This window comes from Paenibacillus solanacearum (genome assembly GCF_910593845.1).
Lineage (GTDB): Bacteria > Bacillota > Bacilli > Paenibacillales > NBRC-103111 > Paenibacillus_G > Paenibacillus_G solanacearum.
This window is the reverse complement of sequence record NZ_CAJVAS010000004.1, coordinates 1-20348: the sequence shown is the minus strand read 5'-3', so window position 1 is coordinate 20348 and position 20348 is coordinate 1. Positions and strand designations below refer to the sequence as shown.

Sequence of the window (20348 nt, the reverse complement as noted above, 5' to 3'; positions counted from 1 at the left end):
TATTGATTCCAACAAGAGGAGGGAGGTGTTTGAAATGACCATGCAAAACAAAAAGCATGCCGCAGAAGCGAACCGTGTTGAGCTTCCGGACTTGCTGCAAGAAGTATCCGAGCAGCAAATGAAGAACGTTAAAGGCGGAGACTTCCATATGAGCACGAGAGTGATCGTTAAGAAAGTTACAATCCGTCCGTAATACTGCAATAACAAGTAACCCCAAGCGCCTGCTTGGGGTTACTTGTTCGTTAATACGCACGATGCAAACGTAAGGGATGAAGAGCCGTCCGGCACCGGCGAATCGGATATGAACCAAGGAAGCCTTCGGACAAGCGGGCTGCCTTATATTCATGGCCTGCCGCCGAATTTGTAGCCGAAGCCGCGGACCGTAACGATATATTGGGGATGAGCGGGGTCTTTTTCAATTTTTTTGCGGAGATTGTGAATATGGACCATGACGGTCCGCTCGTCACTGACTCCGTTCAAACTCCATATTTTATCGTACAGCTGAGCTACGCTGAATACTTGCTTGGGATGCTCCAGCAAATGAACGAGCAGTTGGAGCTCTTTGGCCGGCAAGGTGAGGGGCTTGTCGTCGACAGATACCTCCAGCCGTTTCTTATGGATGGTGAGCCAGCCGTCGGTCCATAGGTCGGCAGCGCTCGCCTCAGACTTCCGCTCCGTTGAACGATAACGGCGAAGTCCTGCCTGAACACGCGCCACGAGCACCTCCGGCTCGAACGGCTTCGTAATATAATCGTCCCCGCCAATGCGCAACCCTTCAATAATTTGCTGCGGTTCTTTCCTGCTCGTGAGGAAAATAACCGGAAGGTCGGACTGGCTGCGAACCCATTGCACCAGCTTCATTCCGTCCATGCAGGGAAGCATAATATCCGAGATCAGCAGATCGTAGGCGGATCGCCCAAACAGGCTCATCCCTTGCTCCGCGTTTTTCGCGATGTCGACGCGGAAGCCTTCCTTCCGCAAGTAAATGGCGATCAGATCGCTAATATCCGGATCGTCCTCAATGATGAGAATACTCGTGTCCATGCGCTCCTCCTTGGGGGTGACGGTTCGCTGCAACCTCCCCGATTTTGACCGGCAGCATAATAAAGAAGTCGCTTCCTTCTCCTGGCGTGCTGGTTGCCCCGATGGTTCCCTGATGGCGCGCAACGATCTCCGAGCAAATCGCTAGTCCGAGGCCGCTGCCGGTGCTGACCTGATGAATGCCGGGAACCCGGTAGCGCCGCTTAAAGATGTGAGGCAGCTCGGATTCGGGAATGCCTATGCCGGTGTCGGCCACATGTATGGTTACTTGTCCGCTGTCAGCCGACTCGCCCGGCTCGAACTGCGTCCAGATCCGGATGACGCCTTCGCGCGGGGTATATTTCACGGCGTTTGCGATCAAGTTGGCAAATACGCGCTCGAACCGGAACCCGTCCATCACGACGCGGAGCTCTCCGGACAAGGACGAGGACGAAGTCTCGGGTTGCGAACGATGAGACTCTTCCCACGACAGCATGATTCCTTGTGCACTGGCCTCGGCAGCATATCGGACACACAGCTGACGCAGGAAGGGCCACAGCGGCATTTCCTCGAACTGAAACTGAATTTCGCCCGTCTTCAGTTGGCTTAATTCGATGACGTTGTCGATCAGCTTCTCCAGCAGCAGGCTGCGTTCGTAAATGCGACCGGCATAGAGCGGAGCGTCCTCTGCCTTGATGACAGACGTCTGCATCGCTTTGGAGAAGCCTTTAATGGCTGTGATCGGGGTCGACAAGTCATGATGTACTTCAGCGAGCAGTGTGCTCCGCACATTTTCGATCCGGCTTAATTCCTGATTGACCTGCTCGAGCTGCACATTCAGGGCTTGCAGGGAGGAGGTTCGCTGCCGGATGGTCTCTTCCTGCGATTCGATGACTTGACTCAGCACGGCCGACAGCCGTTCGGATTGGGTCACCGCCCGCGTGTACACGAACGATAAATTCAACAGCTGGGTCAGCAGGAAAAACAACAGCCCGAACGAGACGAGTCCCCCGAACGAAACGTAGCCCGTATAATACAAAATCTCGTGAAGAACGGTGGTAAAAAAGCCGAAAAAGCCGATCATGTTGCTGCGCGACCCGATTCTGCGGCGAAGCGCGGCGCGAACATATACGTACAGGACATACAGAAAGACCGGAAGCAGCAGCACGATAATGTACGGCACCATGAATTGGGTGAATACCCGGGCCGGCGTGGCAAGCACGAGGGCACCAAACCCGGCGAGCGCACCGGCAAACAGCGGGAACAGGCGCAGCAGGGCATCCTGCGGATATTGCTTATTGACGAAGGCGGCCAAGCCCAGAATGGTCATGATTTCCGATACATACTCCAGCTTGACGCCCCATTCCCAGGACAGCCCGGGAAACAAGACGTACACATACGATTCGCCAAGCAAGGAGGAGCGGATGCAGATGGCTAGACAAATCAGGCCGAACCATAGGGCCGCAATTTCCTTCCGGCGAAACATATAAAGGAAGATGGAGAAGACCGTCATGACCAGCAAACAACCAGTCAGCAGCATCCAGACCATGACACGGTGCTTGTGCATCGAAGCGATTTGCTCCGCATCCCCCATCTCGATGTTCTCCCAGATGCCCCCTGTACGCTGAGCATAATTGGAAACCTGAATCACGATTTCGTTCACGCCTGGGCGAGGCACATAAAAATACACGTTCGGATAGCTTCTCGGAACCATGCTTGCCCTATCGGTACCGACGGTTCCGATCCCGCCCATCGGCGCGCCGTTAATCCAGAGCCGGTAGGCGCTCGCGATATTATTAATATACAGGCCGAGCGGCTGTGCGGCTGTCTCGCCGGATAGCAGGAATGTCGTTCGGTAAGTTGCATAGCCTTCATTGGATAACGGCTGCCCGTGGATGGCGTAAGCTTCCCACTGGGCCGGAATGGATACCGTCAGCGCAGCTTCCGTTGCGGCGCCGGCCAGATCGCTCGGCTCCATCAGACGATGCCAATAGAGCTCCCAAGGTCCGTTCAAGGAAACAGTCCCATCATGTGCTGGCTGCCATTGCCGCAAATCGCGCGTGATGGGCACCGTATCGTATTCGAGAATCGCTGCCCATGCGGATGGCGGTACGCTGCACCATGCCATCAGAACGATCAGCAATCTAGCGGCGAATTTTCTCATGCACACTCTCCAGCTATATAAGGTGGACGCAACCTGCGTCACTAGGACATTTTGCCCTCTGCTTCGGAACATCTTCACATGGAATGATATTTTTGAAGAATGGTCCAAAAGGACTACTGTCAGGTGTATTATCTGGGAATACGTGACGGATTTCAAGCGAAAGTTTGGAGAAGATCCAGAGAAAAATTTTAACGGAGGCAAGATGGTAGTAAATATATGGTAATAAGGCTGGAATCGGCACTGAAGGAGAACGGGGGCTTCTCCTCAAGGACAACCGCAAAAATTCATCCATGACTGGAGAGACGTACGATCGGATCTGTACGATTTTACATGTTCCGATTGAAAAAGTAATCATCATATTGGATGAAAATGGGAACAAGATCGTTCATAGGCACAATTCTAAAAAAAAGAGCACAAATGTATAAGAAACTTCGACAAAATGTGCATTGCTTCCGATCGGGCCATCGTCTAAGATAACGTTATCCACTGAGAATGAATCTCAGTGATATAGAATGTTTCAGGAGTGAAGGCCATGATAGCCTTAGTACAACGCGCCGTGGCGGCCGCATTGCTGTTAACCATGCTGACGGCGTGCGGGAGCGGGAGCAGTGACACAGTCGGCGGACAAGCAGCAGCCGGTGGCAATGACACCCCTTTGAATTCGCAGCAGAAGCAGGCGGAAGCAGAACGCGGAGCGAAGCAAACAAGAACGGTGAAAGACGAGTTCAGCCAAGTGGAAATTCCGGCGCGTCCGAAGCGGGTGGCCGGCATTTATGTGGAGGATTACTTGAAAGCGCTCGGCGTGACACCCGTCGTGCAGTGGTATCATCCGACCTGGGGGAAGCAGGATTACTTGAAGCTGGACGTCCCCCAATTCGATATTACCGGCAGCCTGGAGGCGCTGATCGCGCAAGATCTCGATCTGATTATCGTTGACGGAAGCGTCGATCAAGCCAAGTACGAGCAATATTCGAAAATTGCGCCGACATATCGCTTGCCTGAACCGATTCTACAAAGCTCGGAGGCCATACTAAGAACGATCGCCGATGTGCTCGGCATTCCGGAGAAGGCCGACAGCGTGCTGGCTTCGTACAATGCTAAAGTAAACGATGCGAAAGCAAAGTTCCAGAAGACGGTAGGCAAGCAAACGGTGGCCGTCATTCGGGTGAATACCGGCGACAAGACGATCGCCTTGTTCGGCGCAACCAATCGGTATACGGGCCAAATCTACAGCGAGTTCGGGCTGGAGCCGCATCCGCTAGTGAGAACCATGAAGGCATTCCAGGAAATATTGTCCGAGGAAGCCTTTCCGTCGCTCGATGCCGATCATATCATCGTGCTTCCATCCAACGGAGGCTGGGATTCGAAGGAAAACCAGGAGGCGTTCAAGCTGCTCGACAGTCCGCTCTGGAAGTCGGTGCCTGCGTTCAAGAACGGTCACGTATACAAGGTGGATCGCACATTCTGGCAATCCGGCGCCATTACCGCCAATATGATGAAGCTGGACGATCTGTTTCGTTTGTTGGCCCGATCAATACCGTCCCGCTGAATCAGGGAAGCTGTTCAATTCTACATTGAATCGCTTCTCTTTTTTATTTAGACTTTAGATAATAATAATCATTATCAATATATTGAAGGTGGGGAACGGTCATGATGGAGCAAGCGGACGGACAGGCAGCAGGAGCTTCCTCGATTTATATTTGCAGCAGGATGGAGCTGGTCCGGGAAGCGGCCTGCCGGGTGCATATTCACGCGAGGACCGCTCATTACGTCATGCTGATCGTTTCGGAAGGGACGGGATATCTGGCTCTGGCCGGCGGGGGAGCTGATTTGCAGCGCGGCGGCTGTGTCCTTCTGGGGCCTGGAACGTCGACCAGGCTTGAGGTGGGGGAAGAAGGGGCGATCTTTTACCAGATCGAGTTTGCAGCGGTGTCCTACCGCGGAACCGAAACGGACGCGCCTGCAATGACAAGCCCCGCCGCATTCGACGAGTGGCTCCGGCAAAGCGTGATGGTATGCGGTGCCTTTTCCGCATGTTTGACACAGGTCGAAACGCTGTACCGCCACCGGATGGAGCGGGACGAGCTGGAACGAATGGAGCAGCAGCTTCGATTCCAGTCGCTGCTGTTGTTTCTGCTTCGGCAGTTTCGCCAGGCAGGCGGCTTATGCGGCATGCGTCATGACGTGCAGCGATCGGTCGAATACGTGCTGGAGCATTACGACGAGCCGCTGACCGTAGAAGCACTGGCGGCGATGAGCGCAACGAGCCGCTGGAAGTATACGCAAACGTTCAAGGAAATGACCGGACAGCTTCCTGTCGACTTTCTGAATACAGTCCGCATCGAGAAAGCCCAGCAGCTGCTGATGTTGACAGATGACAAGCTGCACCAAATCGCCCGGACGGTCGGATTCAACAGCGAATATTATTTCAATCGCAAGTTCAAGCAGATGGTTGGCGTGACGCCGGGACAGTACCGCGGCTGCAAGCAGAACCAATTGCGTTTGTTCGCCCCGTTTCTGGAAGATTATTTGCTCGCTCTCGGTGTAGTGCCGATCGTGCAATATTCGCACAAGCATTGGGGGCGCCAAGAATACCTGAACTTGCCGGAGGTGCCGGCGTTTGATATTACGTCGGGCGATTGGGCGGCTCTGGCGCGATACAAGCCGGAGTTCATTTTGCTGGACGACGGGTACAAGCGCTGGAATCTGGAGCAGTGCGCCCGGATCTCGCCGGTCTTCAAGCTGCCCTACTGCGCGGAAGATTGGCAGGTCACCCTCCAGGCTGTCGGAGCCATTCTCGGCCGGACAGACCGGGCCGCCGCCGCGATCCGCCGGTACCGCGACAACTGCGCAGAGGCAAAAGCGAGGCTGTCGAGGACGGTGCGGAATGAGACCGTAGCTGTACTGCGCCTGTCGTCCAAGTCGGTTATACTGTACGGCGGCAGTGAACGCGGATATACAGGCCCGTTGTTGTATGGGGACCTCGGTCTAGCGCAGCCTGACGTGGTACGAACGCTTGCGCGAAACGAGCGGCGCGTCAGCTTGACGCCGGAGGAGCTGGCGAGGCTGGATGCGGACCACTTGTTCGTGACATTCGACAACGAGGAAGGCCAGCAGACGGGACGCGAGCTGCTGCAATCTCCGCTCTGGAACAGCCTTCCGGCAGTCAAGGGACATCGTGTATACGAGGTCGATTTTCTGGCATGGATGAATTTCGGCGTCTTGTCGCATAACCGCAAGATCGACGATGTATTGCGGGTGCTTGGGTAACAAGGCTTTATATCCTGAGTGAGCTGAACCAACATAGGAAGAAACTTGGAAGACTTCTGGCATATATACCGGAAGTCTATTTTCTTGTGATACAATAGCTCTACGCCAATTTCGTTTTAACCGCATAAGGGACGAAAAGCGAATCATTGCGAGTATGAACAGAGTTTTTTCAGAATAGAGGTATGATCAATGCAGGAGAGAGAAAAAATTCAAGCAGAGCTTCAATACGTAGTTAAACTATATAGCGATCTTGTCGAGCTGTTGTTAGCGAAAATGAATCATGATGGGGTAAGCCGTATATCGCATGCGGATATGGCTAGGCATGTAGGACTGCCGAAAAAAGATTTTTCAATGATGCTGCAAAAATATATTAATTTCGGATTGATCGAAAAGACAGGCTTCGCAGCGTATCGCGTGATACATACCGACATGATGAAAACTTCGCTAGCCGCCATATTCGATCTTCTCGATACGATAGACAGCCATCCTGGTCTTAGTTACCAGCAGCAAGCCAAGGAATTGGGCGTTACGGAGAAGGAGCTGGGGAATATATATGGCTCTTTAGTATATTTGCTGCAAGGTTAGACACACCGTCAGTTCGTTAGTTTCATATGCGACAATCCAAACAAGTCGAGAGACGCCTCACGAAAAGCAGGACCAGCGTCAACAGGATGCAGCGTTCTGGCCTGTACTTCATGGAGTCTAGTCCTGATTTGCAGCAAATGGCAGAAAAGACTGGATAAAACGAAAAAGTTATGTATAATTATACTCAATTAAGAATAATTATACACTTCAAGGAGGGTTGCTATGAAACACAGCGTATTCGTTGACGGACAGGAAGGGACAACCGGCTTGAAGATTTTCGAGTATTTATCCAACCGGCCGGATATCGAGATACTCAGAATTGACGCGGATAAAAGAAAAGATCCCCAAGAGCGCAGCACATTCTTGAATGCGTCCGATATTGTTTTTCTTTGTCTGCCCGATGCGGCGGCCAAAGAAGCCGTTGCACTTGTGAAAATGAAAAAACGAAAATCATTAATGCCAGCACAGCCTTTAGAACAAATCCACATTGGGCATACGGCTTATCTGAGTTGAAGCATCAACGAGATGTAATACGTTCGGCTCCCAGAGTTTCCGTACCCGGTTGTCATGCCACCGGATTTATCGTTACGATGAGACCGCTGATCGATGCCGGTATGGTTCCGAAGGATTATCCTGTTACATGTCATTCCGTGACCGGTTATTCCGGAGCAGGACGAAGCGGAATCGAGGAATATGAGAATCCGGCATTATCGGTGGAAAAGAAGCTTAACGTTCCGAGACATTATTCGCTGCACCTGCAGCATAAGCACATTCCTGAGATGGTATTGTATTCCGGACTTTTATACGAGCCGTTGTTTACACCCATGAAAGCGAACTATGCGCAAGGCATTGCCATGTCCATTCCTTTATTAAGCAGATGCATGCCGACAAAGCCTTCTGCCAGAGATGTGCATGAAGTTTTAGCAGCGTATTATGAAACAGAGCGTTTCGTCCGTGTCATGCCGTTTGATTCGGAAGTGGATCTCGATGAGGGGCATTTTAGCATAACCGAGTGTAATGATACGAACCGTTTGGAAATTTTCGTATTCGGGCAAAACGACAAAATCAATATCATGTCCAGATACGATAATTTAGGTAAAGGAGCATCGGGCGCTGCTGTGCAAAATATGAATCTCATGCTGGGACTGGACGAAGGGATAGGTTTGGTATAGTAACATCTCCGATGGTCCATCCTCTTCGCGCTTCGTAAATAATAGGGGATTGGAAAAACACGAAAACCGTGGAGCATCGGACGAACGATACTCCACGGCACAATGGACGTTGATAATCAAGCTTCAAATCATGTCGGGCGATGCTGTCCGGTATGAAAGACGGATATCGCTGGCACGGATTTCGCCCCTAAGTTGTCATCCGTAGCTGCCGGACGTGTACCTTAGCTCAGTCCGGCTTTTGTCAATCCGAACGCCTTATCGGCAGAGCCCGGTTCCGTCTTGAAGGCGACATTGACACGGTTCCAAGCATTGATCGCCATAATGGAGAAGGTCAGGTCCGATAGTTCTTTTTCGGAGAACTGCTCGCGAACACGGTCGTAAACATCGTCGGGTACGCCGTGCTCGGGCAGTTTGGTCAATACTTCGGTCCATGTCAGAGCAGCCCGTTCGCGTGGCTGAAACAGAGGCGATTCCCACCAAATCGAAAGATGGTGCAGACGAAGCTCGCTCTCGCCATGGATTTTGGCTTGCTTGATATGCATATCCAAGCAGAATCCGCAGCCGTTGATTTGCGATGCTCTGATGTGAACAAGATGCAGAATGCTCTCCTCGATCACACTTTCTTTCTCCGCATTGCTGAATTCCAGCATCTTTTTAAACAGCTCCGGCGATTGCTGCATATAATTCATACGTTGTGTCATTATTTTACCCTCTCTTCGGTTCGTTATGGTCGTATTAGGTCATGATCGTATTCGTCATTCAAGTCAAGAACATCAAACGCTCCATCGCTGATGTGCGGGCACTTTAAGGAATAAGTCTATCACTACGTTGAGTTCGCCATTCGTTCACCTCGGTCTGTATTGTCATCACTTCGTATATATGACGACGTACGATCTCATTCTGTGACATGGGTGGACAAACTTATTCGAAACTCGATGCTTTACGGCCTTTACGTATACTGCCTACCATCCATAATATCAACGGAATGACGAGGTAGACGAAGGGGTAAAGAACTCCGTTAAGAATCAAGCTTTTAAACGTATAGGAAATTCGAATATGGTACGTGCTATAGATCACGTAAGCCAGCCAGACGAAGGTAATGAGACAAGCGATAAGCTTCCAATTTTTGAATCCGGTCCATTCGGATAACCCGTAACTTAGAATAAACAAGCATACCGATAATTTAATAAACGCCCCTAACAGCCATAACGGGATGAAAAAAGCATCGATGTTTTGAACGAACTGGAGAATGGAAATATATTTCGTGAGAGAGTAGATGGGGACGACCAAATGAACGGCGATATGAGGTCCGGTGACAAACAGAAGGACCAACGTAGCTAACACGCCCCACAGTAAAGAAGTAGCCGTTCCCCACAGGATTGCCCGCGCCGCGGTTTGTTGATTCTCAGCGAAAAAAAACAGCATGAGAAGGATCGAAGGATCTACCATATAATTGAACGAGTATAATGTGCCTTCCAGAATGTGAAGCCAGCCCGAGTCCGCATAGATCGGCAAAATTCGCTTCACGTCCATGTCTTGAGGATTCAGGAAGAGCTGTGTGTAAAACATGAAGGTGAGAAAGGGACCTATAATCTCCGCACAGCGGCTAATCGCTGTTATTCCTTCTTTGTATACCGCATAAGCAACGAGAAACATCATGCACAACAAAATGACGATCATCGGGGTGTTATGAAGCATAACTAAATTTTGAAACTCCGCCATTCCTTTTACAATCATAACCATCTGCATGAACCACAGGAGGAAATAAACTGTGACGAGTATTTTCCCAAGCATAGTGCCCAGCAGATCGGTTATGAACGTAATTAACGTTTTATCCTTATTTTGCTTGCATACCCGGAGCGTGACCCAGGTGATGGCCATCATGATCAATGCCCCGAGTAAGATAGATATCCACCCATCTTGACGCGACTGCTCCAGGGCCAGATGGATAGGGAGATAGGACATGACGATGATGGAGGAGATGTTCACCAGCCAGAACATTTGATAACTGCTTATTTTCATCGCTCATCACCGCTCCTTTCCTTTACTCATTTTACCTGCGCGCCGCTTGTCCCGATGGACCTCAGTTGAATGTTAGCCTTGACGGATACGTTGATGTTCTCGAAATGCTCGTCCCAATCATCTTTGTGCGACTTCCACCAGTACGGATACTTGCGATGAAGGTACTCGCCGATGCCGAATACGTCGGCACCCCAATGCTGGATTTTATTCATCGTAAGCTGCAGATCCTTTTGAATGACCTCGTTAAGATATTTCTGAACGTCCATCATTTGATCTGCCCCGGACATGTCGAGGGAGGCCGTATTTTCAAGAAGATAAGCTCGCGCCCTAACGGTTAACTCCACATGCTTCGGATCATCGTCTTGTCCCGAGTGAATGCGTCGCTGAAGATGGGTCAATCGGAACGATACATTGCCGCTGCCGTTCTTCCATGGAATGGTTACCCCTTGAAAAGTTCCTTTGCCCGACATCCAGATTGCTCGTGCGCCTTCGACATCGTTTACTATCCCTTTGACTTTCAGCTTCTTGCTTAAGAGAGCATAACCGGTGAATACGCCCACCGGAGTCGTTTCGTTACTGCGTATCTTATGATTTTCGATTTGGAGAATCGGCACCATTGATCGGCTTCCTTCAGCGACACTGTCGATTATGAAGTGCCTCGTAGTGAAGTTCCTCATACCGTTGATTTGCAGCTCTTTGCTAGCGGCAATGCTGTTGAGCTGTTCCATCGGATGCTTATGCATAAGGAATTCCTTGGCGCTGCCTTTTATCATAAGGGTCAAGTCCCTCTGGTTATTCGCGGGATCCCTGCTCAGTTTATCGAATAACTTGCTTACGTCGTTCTTATTGAAAAACTCTTCGCCGATCGCGATCAGGATGCGATGGCTTGTTAGCAGTCGGCGAGAAAGCTTACGCTGTACGGCTTGACTGGCTTCGAAAACGTCTTTTCCCTTAGCCGAGATCACGATAAAACGCTCCGAATTGCCGGAGCTTTCCCCTTTGGACGAACCTCCCATTTGTGACGGAATGACGATCTGATGACTCACTTCGATGTTTCCGCCTTCGACATGATCAATGCCGGTCCCCATGACAAAAGCCAATTGGTTCGGTTCGACAAAATCGGTACAGCCCGATGTGCACAACATCAGGAGAAGCGAGACGCCTATGACGATGGTGCAACGAGTCATCTCGAGCCTCCTTTCCGGTTGCGTCCTTTTTTGATCCAGTAGGGATAGCGGATCATCATGTCTTTTATCCGTTTGCCATCGAACGGGGCGACCGGGCTCAAGTATGGGGTCCCGAAGGATTCAAGCGTGACCAGATGGATCAACAAGAAGATGAGACCGAAGGCAAAACCGACGAAACCGAGTATGCCGCTAATAAATAGCATGAGATAGCGGATCAGCCGGAAAGGTAGAGCAGCGCTATATCTCGGAATCGAATACGCCGCGATGCCCGTTAAGGAAATGACGATAATAATCGGCGTCGAGATGATACCGGCCTCAACGGCGGCTTGTCCGATCACCAGCGCGCCAATGATACTGACCACCGGGCCAAGCTGATTGGGAAGATGAACGCCTGCTTCTTGCAGCGCATCGAAAATGACCATCATGAGGAAGACTTCGATGACGGTTGGAAATGGCGAACTTTCCCTGGCCGTTGCGATGCCGATCATGAGATAGCTGGGGACCATCTCCGGATGGAACGTCGAAAGCGCAACGTAAATGGCCGGCAAGGCAAATGAAATAAAGGCCATAATGAATCGGATCGCCCGCGTCATGATGACGAAGACGAACCGTTCGAAGTAGTCGTCAGCCGATTGAAGTCCAGACCAGAACGTAATAGGCAGAAGGAGCACAAAGGGAGTCCCGTTCGTAACGAGAGCAACCTTCCCGTCCAATAAACTGGCTGCTACGACATCCGGGCGCTCGGTATTCTGGATTTGCGAGAAGATGGAGAAGGAGCTGTTCTCAATCCACTCTTCGATATAAGCGGAATCGATGATGCCGTCTATCTCGATTGTACCTAGCTTTTCTCTTATTTCAGATAATACGCTCTCAGCCGCAAGTCCTTGGATGTAGGCCATGACGACTTCGGTTTGCGTGTATTTGCCGATCTTATACGATTCCATCTTTAAATCCTTGTGAATAATTCTTCGTCGGATCATCGATGTATTCGTGCGGAGATTCTCTACAAAGCCTTCCTTGGACCCGCGCAAGGTCGCTTCCTTGGTTGGCTCCTGGATGCTTCTCGTTTCATAGTCTTGTAGCTGAGCGATGAGGGAGGAGTCATGGCCTTCGGCCAATAAGACCAAGCTGCCTTGGAGGATATGATTCACCGCTCCGTCCAGGGAAGCCTCCGTCTTTACGTTCGTCAATGGAAGCAATTCGCGTCTGAACAGCTCGGCCAACGACTGGATTCGGTCCATGCCCTGTGGCAATCCGCTGTATATAAGGGGCTTCAGAATGTTATCTTCAACGCCTTGCAGCCGCGTCATTCCATCGAGATAAACGAGCAATAGCCGGGGTTCATCCCTTAACATGATAGAGCGGAACACAATGTCCGAGCAGTGTTGGAATTGGTCTTTAAGATAAGCCTCATTGGCTTCGAGACTCCGGCTTACGGAATTCATCGACGATCACTCCGGTGTTTTAATATCGCTTGTTGGATATTATGGGCAATGCGGAATACCCCTATGCAGATGTTGGAAACCTATTCGTTGAACCGTCAATGTTGAATCAGGATGTGCCATGGAACAAAGAATCAGCCGGTGAAATGTCACGAATCCGTCCCTCATCTCGTTTTATATTTGGGGCAAGTTATAGGGACCAAAGGTGAATAGCGAAGGAAGGTAATGAATACATGCAGGAGCTATATATGCAGTACAAAGGACTGCTGTTCAAACTGGCCTATCAGTTGACTGGATCGGTATCCGATGCAGAGGATGTCGTTCAGGACGTTTTTCTAAAAGCGTATGACATACCGCCGGAGCGGCTGGCTGAACCGAGAGCCTATCTGTGCAAAATGGTCACCAACCGTTGCCGGGATTTAAATAAAGCGGCACGCAAGAAGCGGGAGCAATATTATGGAGAATGGCTTCCGGAGCCTTTTACGAGCTCGGATGACGGCTTGATGGAGACGATCGTCCGCGACGATCTCTTGTCTTATGCCATGCTTGTATTGCTGGAACGGCTGTCGACAACGGAGCGGGTCGTTTTTGTCCTTCGTGAGGCGCTCGGCTTTGCGTATCACGAAATCGCCGAGCTCTTAGATAAAAACGAAGCGAATTGCCGCAAACTATTCAGCCGCGCAAGCGCAAAGATGGGACTTAACCCCGACGAAGCCGTTCCTCCCGAAGCGGCCGGTCAGGAATGGGTTCACGATTTCATCGCAGCACTCAAACAGGGAAATATGAACCGAATTTTATCCATGCTGGATCAGGACGTCGTATTGGTCTCCGATGGAGGAGGCAAAGTTGCGGCTGCCGTTGAACCGATTGAAACGCGGGATCCGGTTGCACGATTTCTCCTTGGTCCGATACGTCAGGTCGCTATGGTCGATGGAGAAGTGATCATCGAAATAGGGCATCTGAACGGACAATACGGAATGATGATTAAATCGAGCGAAGGCATTCATACGATAGGGATATTCCATGTCGAAAATAACATGATACGCAATTTGTATTTTGTCCGCAACCCCGATAAGTTGAAGCATGTAGGAAAAGGCGCTATCGTGTAAAGCGTATTAATTTGGATAAGCATGAAATACCGTTAGCGAAAGCGTATCGATGGTGCAGTTGAATGACACGTTAAATTTATTGCGAGAACTTGCGACGAAACAGCCTTGAAATCAGGTAACGCATCCGTTCTCGTTGTTATTCAATCGTTGGTTGCTAACTCGCTTTCCGTTCCGTAACATAAACATCGTCATGCCATATTGACGATGTTTTTTTGGTATAATATAGTAAATTAAGACTTCTTAATAGTAGGTCTAAGTAACTGATATTAAGAGTTCTAGTAAAATGTGCATAGGAACGGAGAATCAGTGTGGGTTTTACATTCAAACGCAGTTTGGGGCGGAAATTTTTTATCGTTCAGATCGTGGCCATTTCATTGTTCGGTATTTCCTCTTTTATCGTAGGACAAGGTCTCGGACTTATTGAAAAAAACCTGAATCAGCAGAACGTCCTGCAGTCTAATCTGCTTGAAGTTTCCGAGCTGCTCTCCCTCTATCAAAGCAAGGAAATCGTTCTAAACGATTATGTCCGCACCAAAGACGAGAAGCAATTCGAGCAATTACAAAAGCTTTCCCGTCAATTCAGTGATCGTTTACAACCGCTCATGCCCACTCTTACGACCAGCGAGCAAAAGCAGTTGTATACGCGTATTGTTGAGAACGACACGAAGTATAACGTCATGATTACGGAAACGATCGTCCCTTCCGTACGGGAATCGAATACGAAGCAGCAGCAGCTTGATGCTTTGGCCGAGATCAGGTTCAACATGCTTTCCGCAATAAGCGGTTTGCTCGAAACCGAGAAAAAAATTAGCGGTAATGGGTTGGACCGAAACTACAGCCAGCTGCAAGGGAACTCGATTATTTTGATCGTTTCGATTGTGACCTCCTCCATCGTTGCTCTCACTCTTGTCATCATGGTCAGCTTTAACATGCAGCGCAGTCTGAAACAAGTTGTGCGCATGGCTGATCAGATCGCCAATAAAAATTTGCAGCTCGAAGATATGGACTATTTTGAAGACGATGAGATCGGTCAATTAAGCAAGTCGATGAACCGGATGAAGTGGACTCTCCGGCAAATGATGGAGCAGATGACGAACACCTCCAGCATTGTGGCGGACGAAAGTAAAAAACTAATCCGGTATACAAGCTTTGTAGGTGACGGAAGCCGGGAAATCGCGGTGACCATGCAGCAGTTAGCCGGGCGTTCGGAAGATCAAGCTGGCTCATCCACCGATTTAATCGATCGAATGAACCATTATTCACAGCAAATCGTTGCCGTAGTTCACGAGAAAGAGCAGACAAGCTTGCATTCCAAGCAAATGCTGTCCTTGACCGAGAAAGGCAGTGTTCATATGGTATCGTCCATCGAGAAAATGACGGCTATGGATGCCAGCATCAGTCAGTCGTTAACATTGGTGAGGGGGCTGGATGAGAAGACGGAGCAAATCTCCGAGATCGTTAAGGTGATCAAAGGCATTGCCAATCAGACCAATTTATTGGCCTTGAACGCCTCCATTGAGGCTGCCAAAGCTGGCGAGAACGGCCGGAGCTTCGCGGTGGTGGCGAGCGAAGTGCGGAAGCTGTCCGAACAGGTTCATGATTCCATCGGGCATATTACAACGATTGTTGAGGATCTTCAGGGTGAATCCAAAAATGCGGTAGCCTCTTTGGAAAGCGGTTATGTCACGGTCACAGACGGACAACGGCTTGTCCATACAACGAGTGAAACGTTCGTACAGTTAAAAGCCGAGATCGATCAGATCGGACTGCAGATCGAGCGAATGTCTGTGTCTTTGGACGATATCATGGGTCAAACTACAGTCATTCACAAGTTTCTTGAAGATACGACCTTATTATCGGAACAATCGGCGCTCGGAATTTCTCAAGTGTCATCCACCGCTGACCAATTCCACAATTCAATAGAGGAAGTTGAGAAAAGCGTCGCTTTCCTCGACCAAGAGGCTGGCAAGCTGAACGTTCTCATTAATCAATTCAAGGCTTAATCAACTACTTATAGGAGGTACCGGATCGTAATGACCAAATCATATTCATGGAGTTTATTTCTGCTGCGGCTTTTTCTTGGGCTCAGCTTTGCGGTTCACGGCTATGTAAAATTTAGCGGTGGTATCGTCAACACGTCGAACTGGTTCAACAGTTTAGGTCTTCCGGGCATATTAGCTTACGGTGTTGCCCTCTTGGAAGTGATGGGGGGTCTCGCCCTGATGGCCGGATTAGCGACAAGATTGTTATCTGCCTTGTATATTATTGTCATGGCGGTCGCTATTATGAAGGTGAAAATGGATCGCGGTTTTCTAGGAGGGTATGAGCTGGAGCTTTCTTTTCTTGCCATATCGCTCGCATTATTAGTGAGCGGCGGCGGCCGATATTCGGTTGATCATATGTTGTTCCCTTCAAGGAAGGCCAAAGCATCGCACACTACGATGACGTAACCAAGACAAAGGCGACGGGCCGATATTCCGTGGAAGCTATTCTTAGTTGAGATGAAGACAGTGGATGGAGAGTCATCTACTGGAATACTAGAATCGTATGGTATAATAATCCAATCACAATTGAATGGCTTTATGGGCGGTCGGCTAACCTCTCGGAAGGGAGGTGATGCCTGTGGAGGTATACCAAGCACTTACCTTGATGTTCATGTTCGGCATGTTCATCTTGGCTTTGCTGACTTACCTTAACAAACGAAAATAGACCGCCCTCTCGCAAAGGTTAACGGTCTATTCGTGCACCTAACTTTGTTGAAGCCAACCGCCCTTAAAAGCGGCTATTGTGTAGAGAGTCGTGTTAGTAGCACGGCTCTTTTTTAGTATATGCACAATACATGAAAGTAAACCTTGTATTTTCTTTTATATTACACAATAAATTTCGTATTGACAATATATGTAGATAAAAGAATTATAGTTCTATCCTGACGTCATACGACCTAAGCTGTAAGCTTGCTTGCTGATTCAAGATATGAAACTAACGTTTTATAATCCATCTGGCTAAATTAGACTATAGATTCCTCTCTAATAACATCCCTACCTGCTCTGACATGACATGAGGAGGAAGAGGCATTCCATTCGTGAACCACCATTCCACGATACCAACGTAAGACGTCACAATAAATTGAATAATGACATCTTCATTTAATCCTTGATTTTTTCCTTTTGTTATGTCCACTTCATCCTTGAACTCCTCGATGAGGAACTCTTTGAATCGGCTACGAAAAGATGGTGCTCCTTTACTCGCTAGCATCGTCGAAAAGAATAAATAATTCTTTTCAAGGTATTCGAACCAAGGCAAATTGGCTTCACTGTATTCCATTTCAGAAGACGATTCGCAAATTTCTCGCATTGCATTAATGTGTTCTTCGATGAGTTTGTCGAGCAAATCGTATTTATCGACGAAATGAAGGTAGATAGTCCCTCGACTAACATTTGCCTTATCCGAAATATCCTGAATGGTAATGTCATCGAAACTTTTTTCAGACATTAATGCAATAACCGCTTTTTTTATTGCTTCTTGAGATTTGAGTATTCTTCTATCTACTTTAGTCATTTTTACAATCACCAAATTTCATAAAATAATTAACAATTTAAAACGATTTGTTCAATACTGAACAAAATGCGCTCTTTTAGCAATTGTAAACATCCTGACTGTAATTATAATTATATACAAATGTTCATTAATGTATATATGTAAAATGAACAATATTAATAAAGTACTGTTCATTAATGAACAAAAAGCATTTATATTAACCAATATATTGCACCTTGTTCCTGCCTGTAATTACGGATGATGGTTATCATAAGTGGAGATTAACGGAGAGCGAGGGAAAAGAAGATGGAATATGTGAAACTTGGAAACACCGGAATGGATGTTTCTCGGCTTTGCCTTGGATGTATGGGCTTTGGTGAGAAAGAACGTTGGGTTCACCCTTGGGTAATTGATGAAGAAAGCAGTCGTTCTGTAATCAAAAAAGCCCTTGATTTAGGTATTAATTTCTTTGATACGGCCAATGTGTATTCCGATGGAACAAGTGAGGAGTTTGTTGGACGCGCCCTAAAGGATTATGCCAATCGAGATGAAATTGTTCTCGCAACAAAGGTATATTTTCCGCTGGGTAAAGATTTAAACAGCAAAGGTCCAAACAGCAGAGGTCTCTCGCGAAAACATATTATGAGTGAAATGGATAAGAGTCTAAAACGCTTAGGAACAGATTATATAGATCTTTATATCATCCATCGTTGGGATTATAACACGCCTATCGAGGAGACAATGGAAGCATTACACGATGTTGTGAAAGCTGGTAAAGCGAGATATATTGGCGCTTCTGCCATGTATGCATGGCAGTTCCTAAAGGCACTGAATGTGGCTGAGAAACATGGGTGGACTCGGTTTGTATCCATGCAGAACCACCTAAACCTCATATACCGTGAAGAGGAGCGGGAGATGCTGCCTCTTTGCAAGGAGGAAAGAATCGGGGTGACTCCATATAGCCCGCTTGCGTCAGGAAGATTGACGCGTGATTGGTCGGAATCCACGCTTCGTTCCGAAACAGACAAAACTCAGAAATCCAAGTACGATGCAACTGTAGCTACCGATCGATTAATTGCAGAGCGGGTTGCAGAACTAGCAGAAAAACACGGCGTTCTTCGTTCACAAATTGCAATTGCTTGGTTATTACAGAAAGAACCGGTTACAGCACCTATTATCGGAGCGACGAAAATATCCCATCTTGATGATGCAGTGGGTGCTTTATCCGTTACACTAACACCTGAAGAAATTGCGTTCTTAGAAGAACCTTATGTGCCACATCCGGTAGTTGGTGCACTTTAGCTTGATCCGTACATTGGGTTCCCCACAACTATGAAGTTAATGAGGTATTCAAATCAAACAACATTACATTACCGATTGAAAGCCAGAAGCAGGTTGAAGAAGAGAAGCGTTGCTCGCGCCATCGCATTTGTCATTGAACAACCATCCGATGTAGCTGTTAATGAGATGATCATTCGCCCAACCGTTCAAGTTGGTAAATAAGAAAAAATAAAGTTTGTGAGGGAATTAAGATGGCAAAACATGAAGAAGTAAAACAGGGCGTCATTTTCCCAGTGGGCGAAAAAAATGATGCATTTGCACAATATTTTGTGGGGCAAAGTTATCTTAAAACATTAATTGCTGATCCTCAAGTGAATGTTGGTGTTGGGAATGTGACCTTTGAACCAGGATGCAGAAATAACTGGCACATTCATCGTGAGGGGTTTCAACTTTTATTAGTAACTGGTGGCGAAGGCTGGTATCAAGAAGAGGGAAAACCTGCTCAATTCTTAAAAGTGGGTGATGTTATTGTCACCCATGATGGTGTAAAACACTGGCATGGAGCTACAAAAGACAGCTGGTTTGAACACATTGCAATCACTGCGGGTAAACCGGAATGGTTGGAACCAGTAACAGATGAGGAATATAACAGTTTAAAACTCAACTTTCGCATCTAATAAATCAGCCTAAGACTGTGTGCGTACTGGATTTGTGATCGATAAGATACCTTGATTGAAAAATAGAAATCCACCGCTTCCTTTGGTAAAGTGAGAGTGTCGAAGTCACACTACTACCACACAGAAGAGGTGTCCTCTATATGATAGAACAAAAACTATCCATTGATCAACTACCAGCAGAAATTAAACCGGCTTTCCATGAACTGAAGCTCATCAAACACTTGAATGACGCTGGCTTTAAGAAGAAATTTGGCTTCACTTGTGCGACCTTGTTCCGAATCATATTTGTGCTGCTATTCCAACAGAAGAACTGGTTTCGTCTACTCGAAAGCCGGCGGGGCACAAATTATCCTGGGAAAGATACCGTGTATCGTTTTCTCAACCACAGCGGGTACGCTTGGCGCCGCTTTTTAACGCTATTGAGCCGCGAGACCGTTCATCGTATGGAAAGTCTGACCTCCGATACGCGCGAGACAGCGTTCATCTTCGACGATTCAATGTTTGAACGTAACCGGAGCAAGGTTGTCGAGATGCTCGCACGCTTCAAAGATCATGCTACCGGAGCGTACTACAAGGGTTTTCGCATGTTAACCATGGGCTGGACCGATGGACATTCCTTCGTACCAGTTGACTTCTCGCTGCTCAGCTCGAACAACTCCAGCATCAATGGAATCGCCGCTGGAATTGATAAACGCTCATCAGGTTACAAGCGTCGGAAAGAAGCGCTGCAAACTGCTCCTGTTAACATCACCGCCATGCTAGATCGTGCTATTGCTGCCGGCATGTCTGCATCCTACGTACTCATGGATAGCTGGTTTACTCATGCACCACTGATTCAAGAGATACGTGATCGTAACCTACACGTCATTGGCATGGTCAAAA

Annotated in this window: 20 protein-coding genes; 13 read left to right on the top strand and 7 right to left on the bottom strand. The window is 48.3% G+C overall.

Annotated elements, in window-relative coordinates; translation table 11 throughout:
* Positions 1–34 precede the first annotated feature (34 nt).
* Positions 35–193 carry a hypothetical protein gene (locus tag KXG62_RS06130; protein WP_218091058.1) on the top strand — a complete coding sequence of 53 codons (159 nt, stop codon included), beginning with the start codon at positions 35–37 and terminating at the stop codon, positions 191–193.
* A 149-nt stretch (positions 194–342) separates the two neighbouring features.
* Here KXG62_RS06130 and KXG62_RS06125 read toward each other — a convergent pair whose 3' ends face one another.
* Entirely contained in the window at positions 343–1044 is a 702-nt protein-coding gene (locus tag KXG62_RS06125) for a response regulator transcription factor (protein WP_218091057.1), read from the bottom strand.
* Entirely contained in the window at positions 1019–3184 is a 2166-nt protein-coding gene (locus KXG62_RS06120; RefSeq protein WP_218091056.1) for an ATP-binding protein, read from the bottom strand. The genes KXG62_RS06125 and KXG62_RS06120 overlap by 26 nt, the downstream gene beginning before the upstream one ends.
* A 532-nt stretch (positions 3185–3716) precedes the next feature.
* Here KXG62_RS06120 and KXG62_RS06115 point away from each other — a divergent pair.
* From KXG62_RS06115 to argC, 5 genes are all read left to right on the top strand, one after another.
* On the top strand, positions 3717–4733 hold the full coding sequence (locus KXG62_RS06115) for an ABC transporter substrate-binding protein (protein ID WP_218091055.1): 1017 nt from the start codon (positions 3717–3719) through the stop codon (positions 4731–4733).
* Positions 4734–4834: 101 nt separating this feature from the next.
* Positions 4835–6454: an AraC family transcriptional regulator gene (locus tag KXG62_RS06110; RefSeq protein WP_218091054.1), complete on the top strand. Its 1620-nt coding sequence runs from the start codon at positions 4835–4837 to the stop codon at positions 6452–6454.
* Between the two features lie 189 nt (positions 6455–6643).
* A complete protein-coding gene (locus tag KXG62_RS06105; RefSeq protein ID WP_218091053.1) occupies positions 6644–7039 on the top strand; it encodes a hypothetical protein in 396 nt (131 codons plus the stop codon).
* Between the two features lie 222 nt (positions 7040–7261).
* A complete protein-coding gene (locus KXG62_RS34015) occupies positions 7262–7552 on the top strand; it encodes a hypothetical protein (protein WP_246627315.1) in 291 nt (96 codons plus the stop codon).
* Positions 7489–8211: an N-acetyl-gamma-glutamyl-phosphate reductase gene (gene argC, locus KXG62_RS06100; RefSeq protein WP_246627334.1), complete on the top strand. Its 723-nt coding sequence runs from the start codon at positions 7489–7491 to the stop codon at positions 8209–8211. The genes KXG62_RS34015 and argC overlap by 64 nt, the downstream gene beginning before the upstream one ends.
* A 221-nt stretch (positions 8212–8432) precedes the next feature.
* Here the strand turns inward: argC and KXG62_RS06095 are convergent, their stop codons facing one another.
* The 4 genes from KXG62_RS06095 to KXG62_RS06080 form a co-directional block, all read right to left on the bottom strand.
* Positions 8433–8912, bottom strand: a complete 480-nt coding sequence (locus tag KXG62_RS06095; protein ID WP_218091052.1) for a carboxymuconolactone decarboxylase family protein — start codon at positions 8910–8912, stop codon at positions 8433–8435.
* Positions 8913–9132: 220 nt separating this feature from the next.
* Positions 9133–10233, bottom strand: coding sequence for a GerAB/ArcD/ProY family transporter (locus KXG62_RS06090; RefSeq protein ID WP_218091051.1), 1101 nt, complete (start codon positions 10231–10233; stop codon positions 9133–9135).
* A 26-nt stretch (positions 10234–10259) separates the two neighbouring features.
* Positions 10260–11420, bottom strand: a complete 1161-nt coding sequence (locus KXG62_RS06085; RefSeq protein ID WP_218091050.1) for a Ger(x)C family spore germination protein — start codon at positions 11418–11420, stop codon at positions 10260–10262.
* Complete coding sequence (locus tag KXG62_RS06080) at positions 11417–12865, bottom strand: spore germination protein (protein WP_218091049.1); 1449 nt, start codon at positions 12863–12865, stop codon at positions 11417–11419. Before KXG62_RS06080 ends, KXG62_RS06085 begins: the two co-directional genes overlap by 4 nt.
* A 230-nt stretch (positions 12866–13095) precedes the next feature.
* Between KXG62_RS06080 and sigJ the strand changes: the two genes are divergently transcribed.
* From sigJ to KXG62_RS34490, 4 genes are all read left to right on the top strand, one after another.
* Positions 13096–13971, top strand: coding sequence for an RNA polymerase sigma factor SigJ (gene sigJ, locus KXG62_RS06075; RefSeq protein WP_218091048.1), 876 nt, complete (start codon positions 13096–13098; stop codon positions 13969–13971).
* Between the two features lie 308 nt (positions 13972–14279).
* Positions 14280–15974 (top strand): methyl-accepting chemotaxis protein, encoded by a 1695-nt coding sequence (locus tag KXG62_RS06070; protein WP_218091047.1) that lies wholly within the window; start codon positions 14280–14282, stop codon positions 15972–15974.
* A gap of 30 nt (positions 15975–16004) precedes the next feature.
* The gene (locus KXG62_RS06065; protein ID WP_218091046.1) at positions 16005–16421 is read left to right on the top strand and encodes a DoxX family protein; all 417 of its coding nucleotides are present in this window, start codon (positions 16005–16007) and stop codon (positions 16419–16421) included.
* A gap of 166 nt (positions 16422–16587) precedes the next feature.
* Positions 16588–16680 carry a putative holin-like toxin gene (locus KXG62_RS34490; RefSeq protein WP_343223434.1) on the top strand — a complete coding sequence of 31 codons (93 nt, stop codon included), beginning with the start codon at positions 16588–16590 and terminating at the stop codon, positions 16678–16680.
* Positions 16681–16983: 303 nt separating this feature from the next.
* Here the strand turns inward: KXG62_RS34490 and KXG62_RS06060 are convergent, their stop codons facing one another.
* On the bottom strand, positions 16984–17529 hold the full coding sequence (locus KXG62_RS06060; RefSeq protein WP_218091045.1) for a TetR/AcrR family transcriptional regulator: 546 nt from the start codon (positions 17527–17529) through the stop codon (positions 16984–16986).
* A 285-nt stretch (positions 17530–17814) separates the two neighbouring features.
* On the opposite strand from KXG62_RS06060, the gene KXG62_RS06055 reads away from it, so the two are divergent.
* From KXG62_RS06055 to KXG62_RS06045, 3 genes are all read left to right on the top strand, one after another.
* Positions 17815–18810, top strand: a complete 996-nt coding sequence (locus KXG62_RS06055) for an aldo/keto reductase (RefSeq protein ID WP_218091044.1) — start codon at positions 17815–17817, stop codon at positions 18808–18810.
* 230 nt (positions 18811–19040) lie between these two features.
* Positions 19041–19466: a cupin domain-containing protein gene (locus KXG62_RS06050; protein WP_218091043.1), complete on the top strand. Its 426-nt coding sequence runs from the start codon at positions 19041–19043 to the stop codon at positions 19464–19466.
* A 140-nt stretch (positions 19467–19606) separates the two neighbouring features.
* The coding region (locus KXG62_RS06045) for an IS4 family transposase (protein ID WP_218091042.1) at positions 19607–20348 on the top strand (742 nt) is incomplete at its 3' end.

What these genes read in the sequence shown, in the direction of transcription:
- KXG62_RS06130 (WP_218091058.1), top strand. Translation starts at nt 35, where the DNA reads ATGACCATGCAAAACAAAAAGCATGCCGCAGAAGCGAACCGTGTTGAG.
- KXG62_RS06125 (WP_218091057.1), bottom strand. Translation starts at nt 1,044, where the DNA reads ATGGACACGAGTATTCTCATCATTGAGGACGATCCGGATATTAGCGAT.
- KXG62_RS06120 (WP_218091056.1), bottom strand. Translation starts at nt 3,184, where the DNA reads ATGAGAAAATTCGCCGCTAGATTGCTGATCGTTCTGATGGCATGGTGC.
- KXG62_RS06115 (WP_218091055.1), top strand. Translation starts at nt 3,717, where the DNA reads ATGATAGCCTTAGTACAACGCGCCGTGGCGGCCGCATTGCTGTTAACC.
- KXG62_RS06110 (WP_218091054.1), top strand. Translation starts at nt 4,835, where the DNA reads ATGATGGAGCAAGCGGACGGACAGGCAGCAGGAGCTTCCTCGATTTAT.
- KXG62_RS06105 (WP_218091053.1), top strand. Translation starts at nt 6,644, where the DNA reads ATGCAGGAGAGAGAAAAAATTCAAGCAGAGCTTCAATACGTAGTTAAA.
- KXG62_RS34015 (WP_246627315.1), top strand. Translation starts at nt 7,262, where the DNA reads ATGAAACACAGCGTATTCGTTGACGGACAGGAAGGGACAACCGGCTTG.
- KXG62_RS06095 (WP_218091052.1), bottom strand. Translation starts at nt 8,912, where the DNA reads ATGACACAACGTATGAATTATATGCAGCAATCGCCGGAGCTGTTTAAA.
- KXG62_RS06090 (WP_218091051.1), bottom strand. Translation starts at nt 10,233, where the DNA reads ATGAAAATAAGCAGTTATCAAATGTTCTGGCTGGTGAACATCTCCTCC.
- KXG62_RS06085 (WP_218091050.1), bottom strand. Translation starts at nt 11,420, where the DNA reads ATGACTCGTTGCACCATCGTCATAGGCGTCTCGCTTCTCCTGATGTTG.
- KXG62_RS06080 (WP_218091049.1), bottom strand. Translation starts at nt 12,865, where the DNA reads ATGAATTCCGTAAGCCGGAGTCTCGAAGCCAATGAGGCTTATCTTAAA.
- sigJ (WP_218091048.1), top strand. Translation starts at nt 13,096, where the DNA reads ATGCAGGAGCTATATATGCAGTACAAAGGACTGCTGTTCAAACTGGCC.
- KXG62_RS06065 (WP_218091046.1), top strand. Translation starts at nt 16,005, where the DNA reads ATGACCAAATCATATTCATGGAGTTTATTTCTGCTGCGGCTTTTTCTT.
- KXG62_RS34490 (WP_343223434.1), top strand. Translation starts at nt 16,588, where the DNA reads ATGCCTGTGGAGGTATACCAAGCACTTACCTTGATGTTCATGTTCGGC.
- KXG62_RS06060 (WP_218091045.1), bottom strand. Translation starts at nt 17,529, where the DNA reads ATGACTAAAGTAGATAGAAGAATACTCAAATCTCAAGAAGCAATAAAA.
- KXG62_RS06055 (WP_218091044.1), top strand. Translation starts at nt 17,815, where the DNA reads ATGGAATATGTGAAACTTGGAAACACCGGAATGGATGTTTCTCGGCTT.
- KXG62_RS06050 (WP_218091043.1), top strand. Translation starts at nt 19,041, where the DNA reads ATGGCAAAACATGAAGAAGTAAAACAGGGCGTCATTTTCCCAGTGGGC.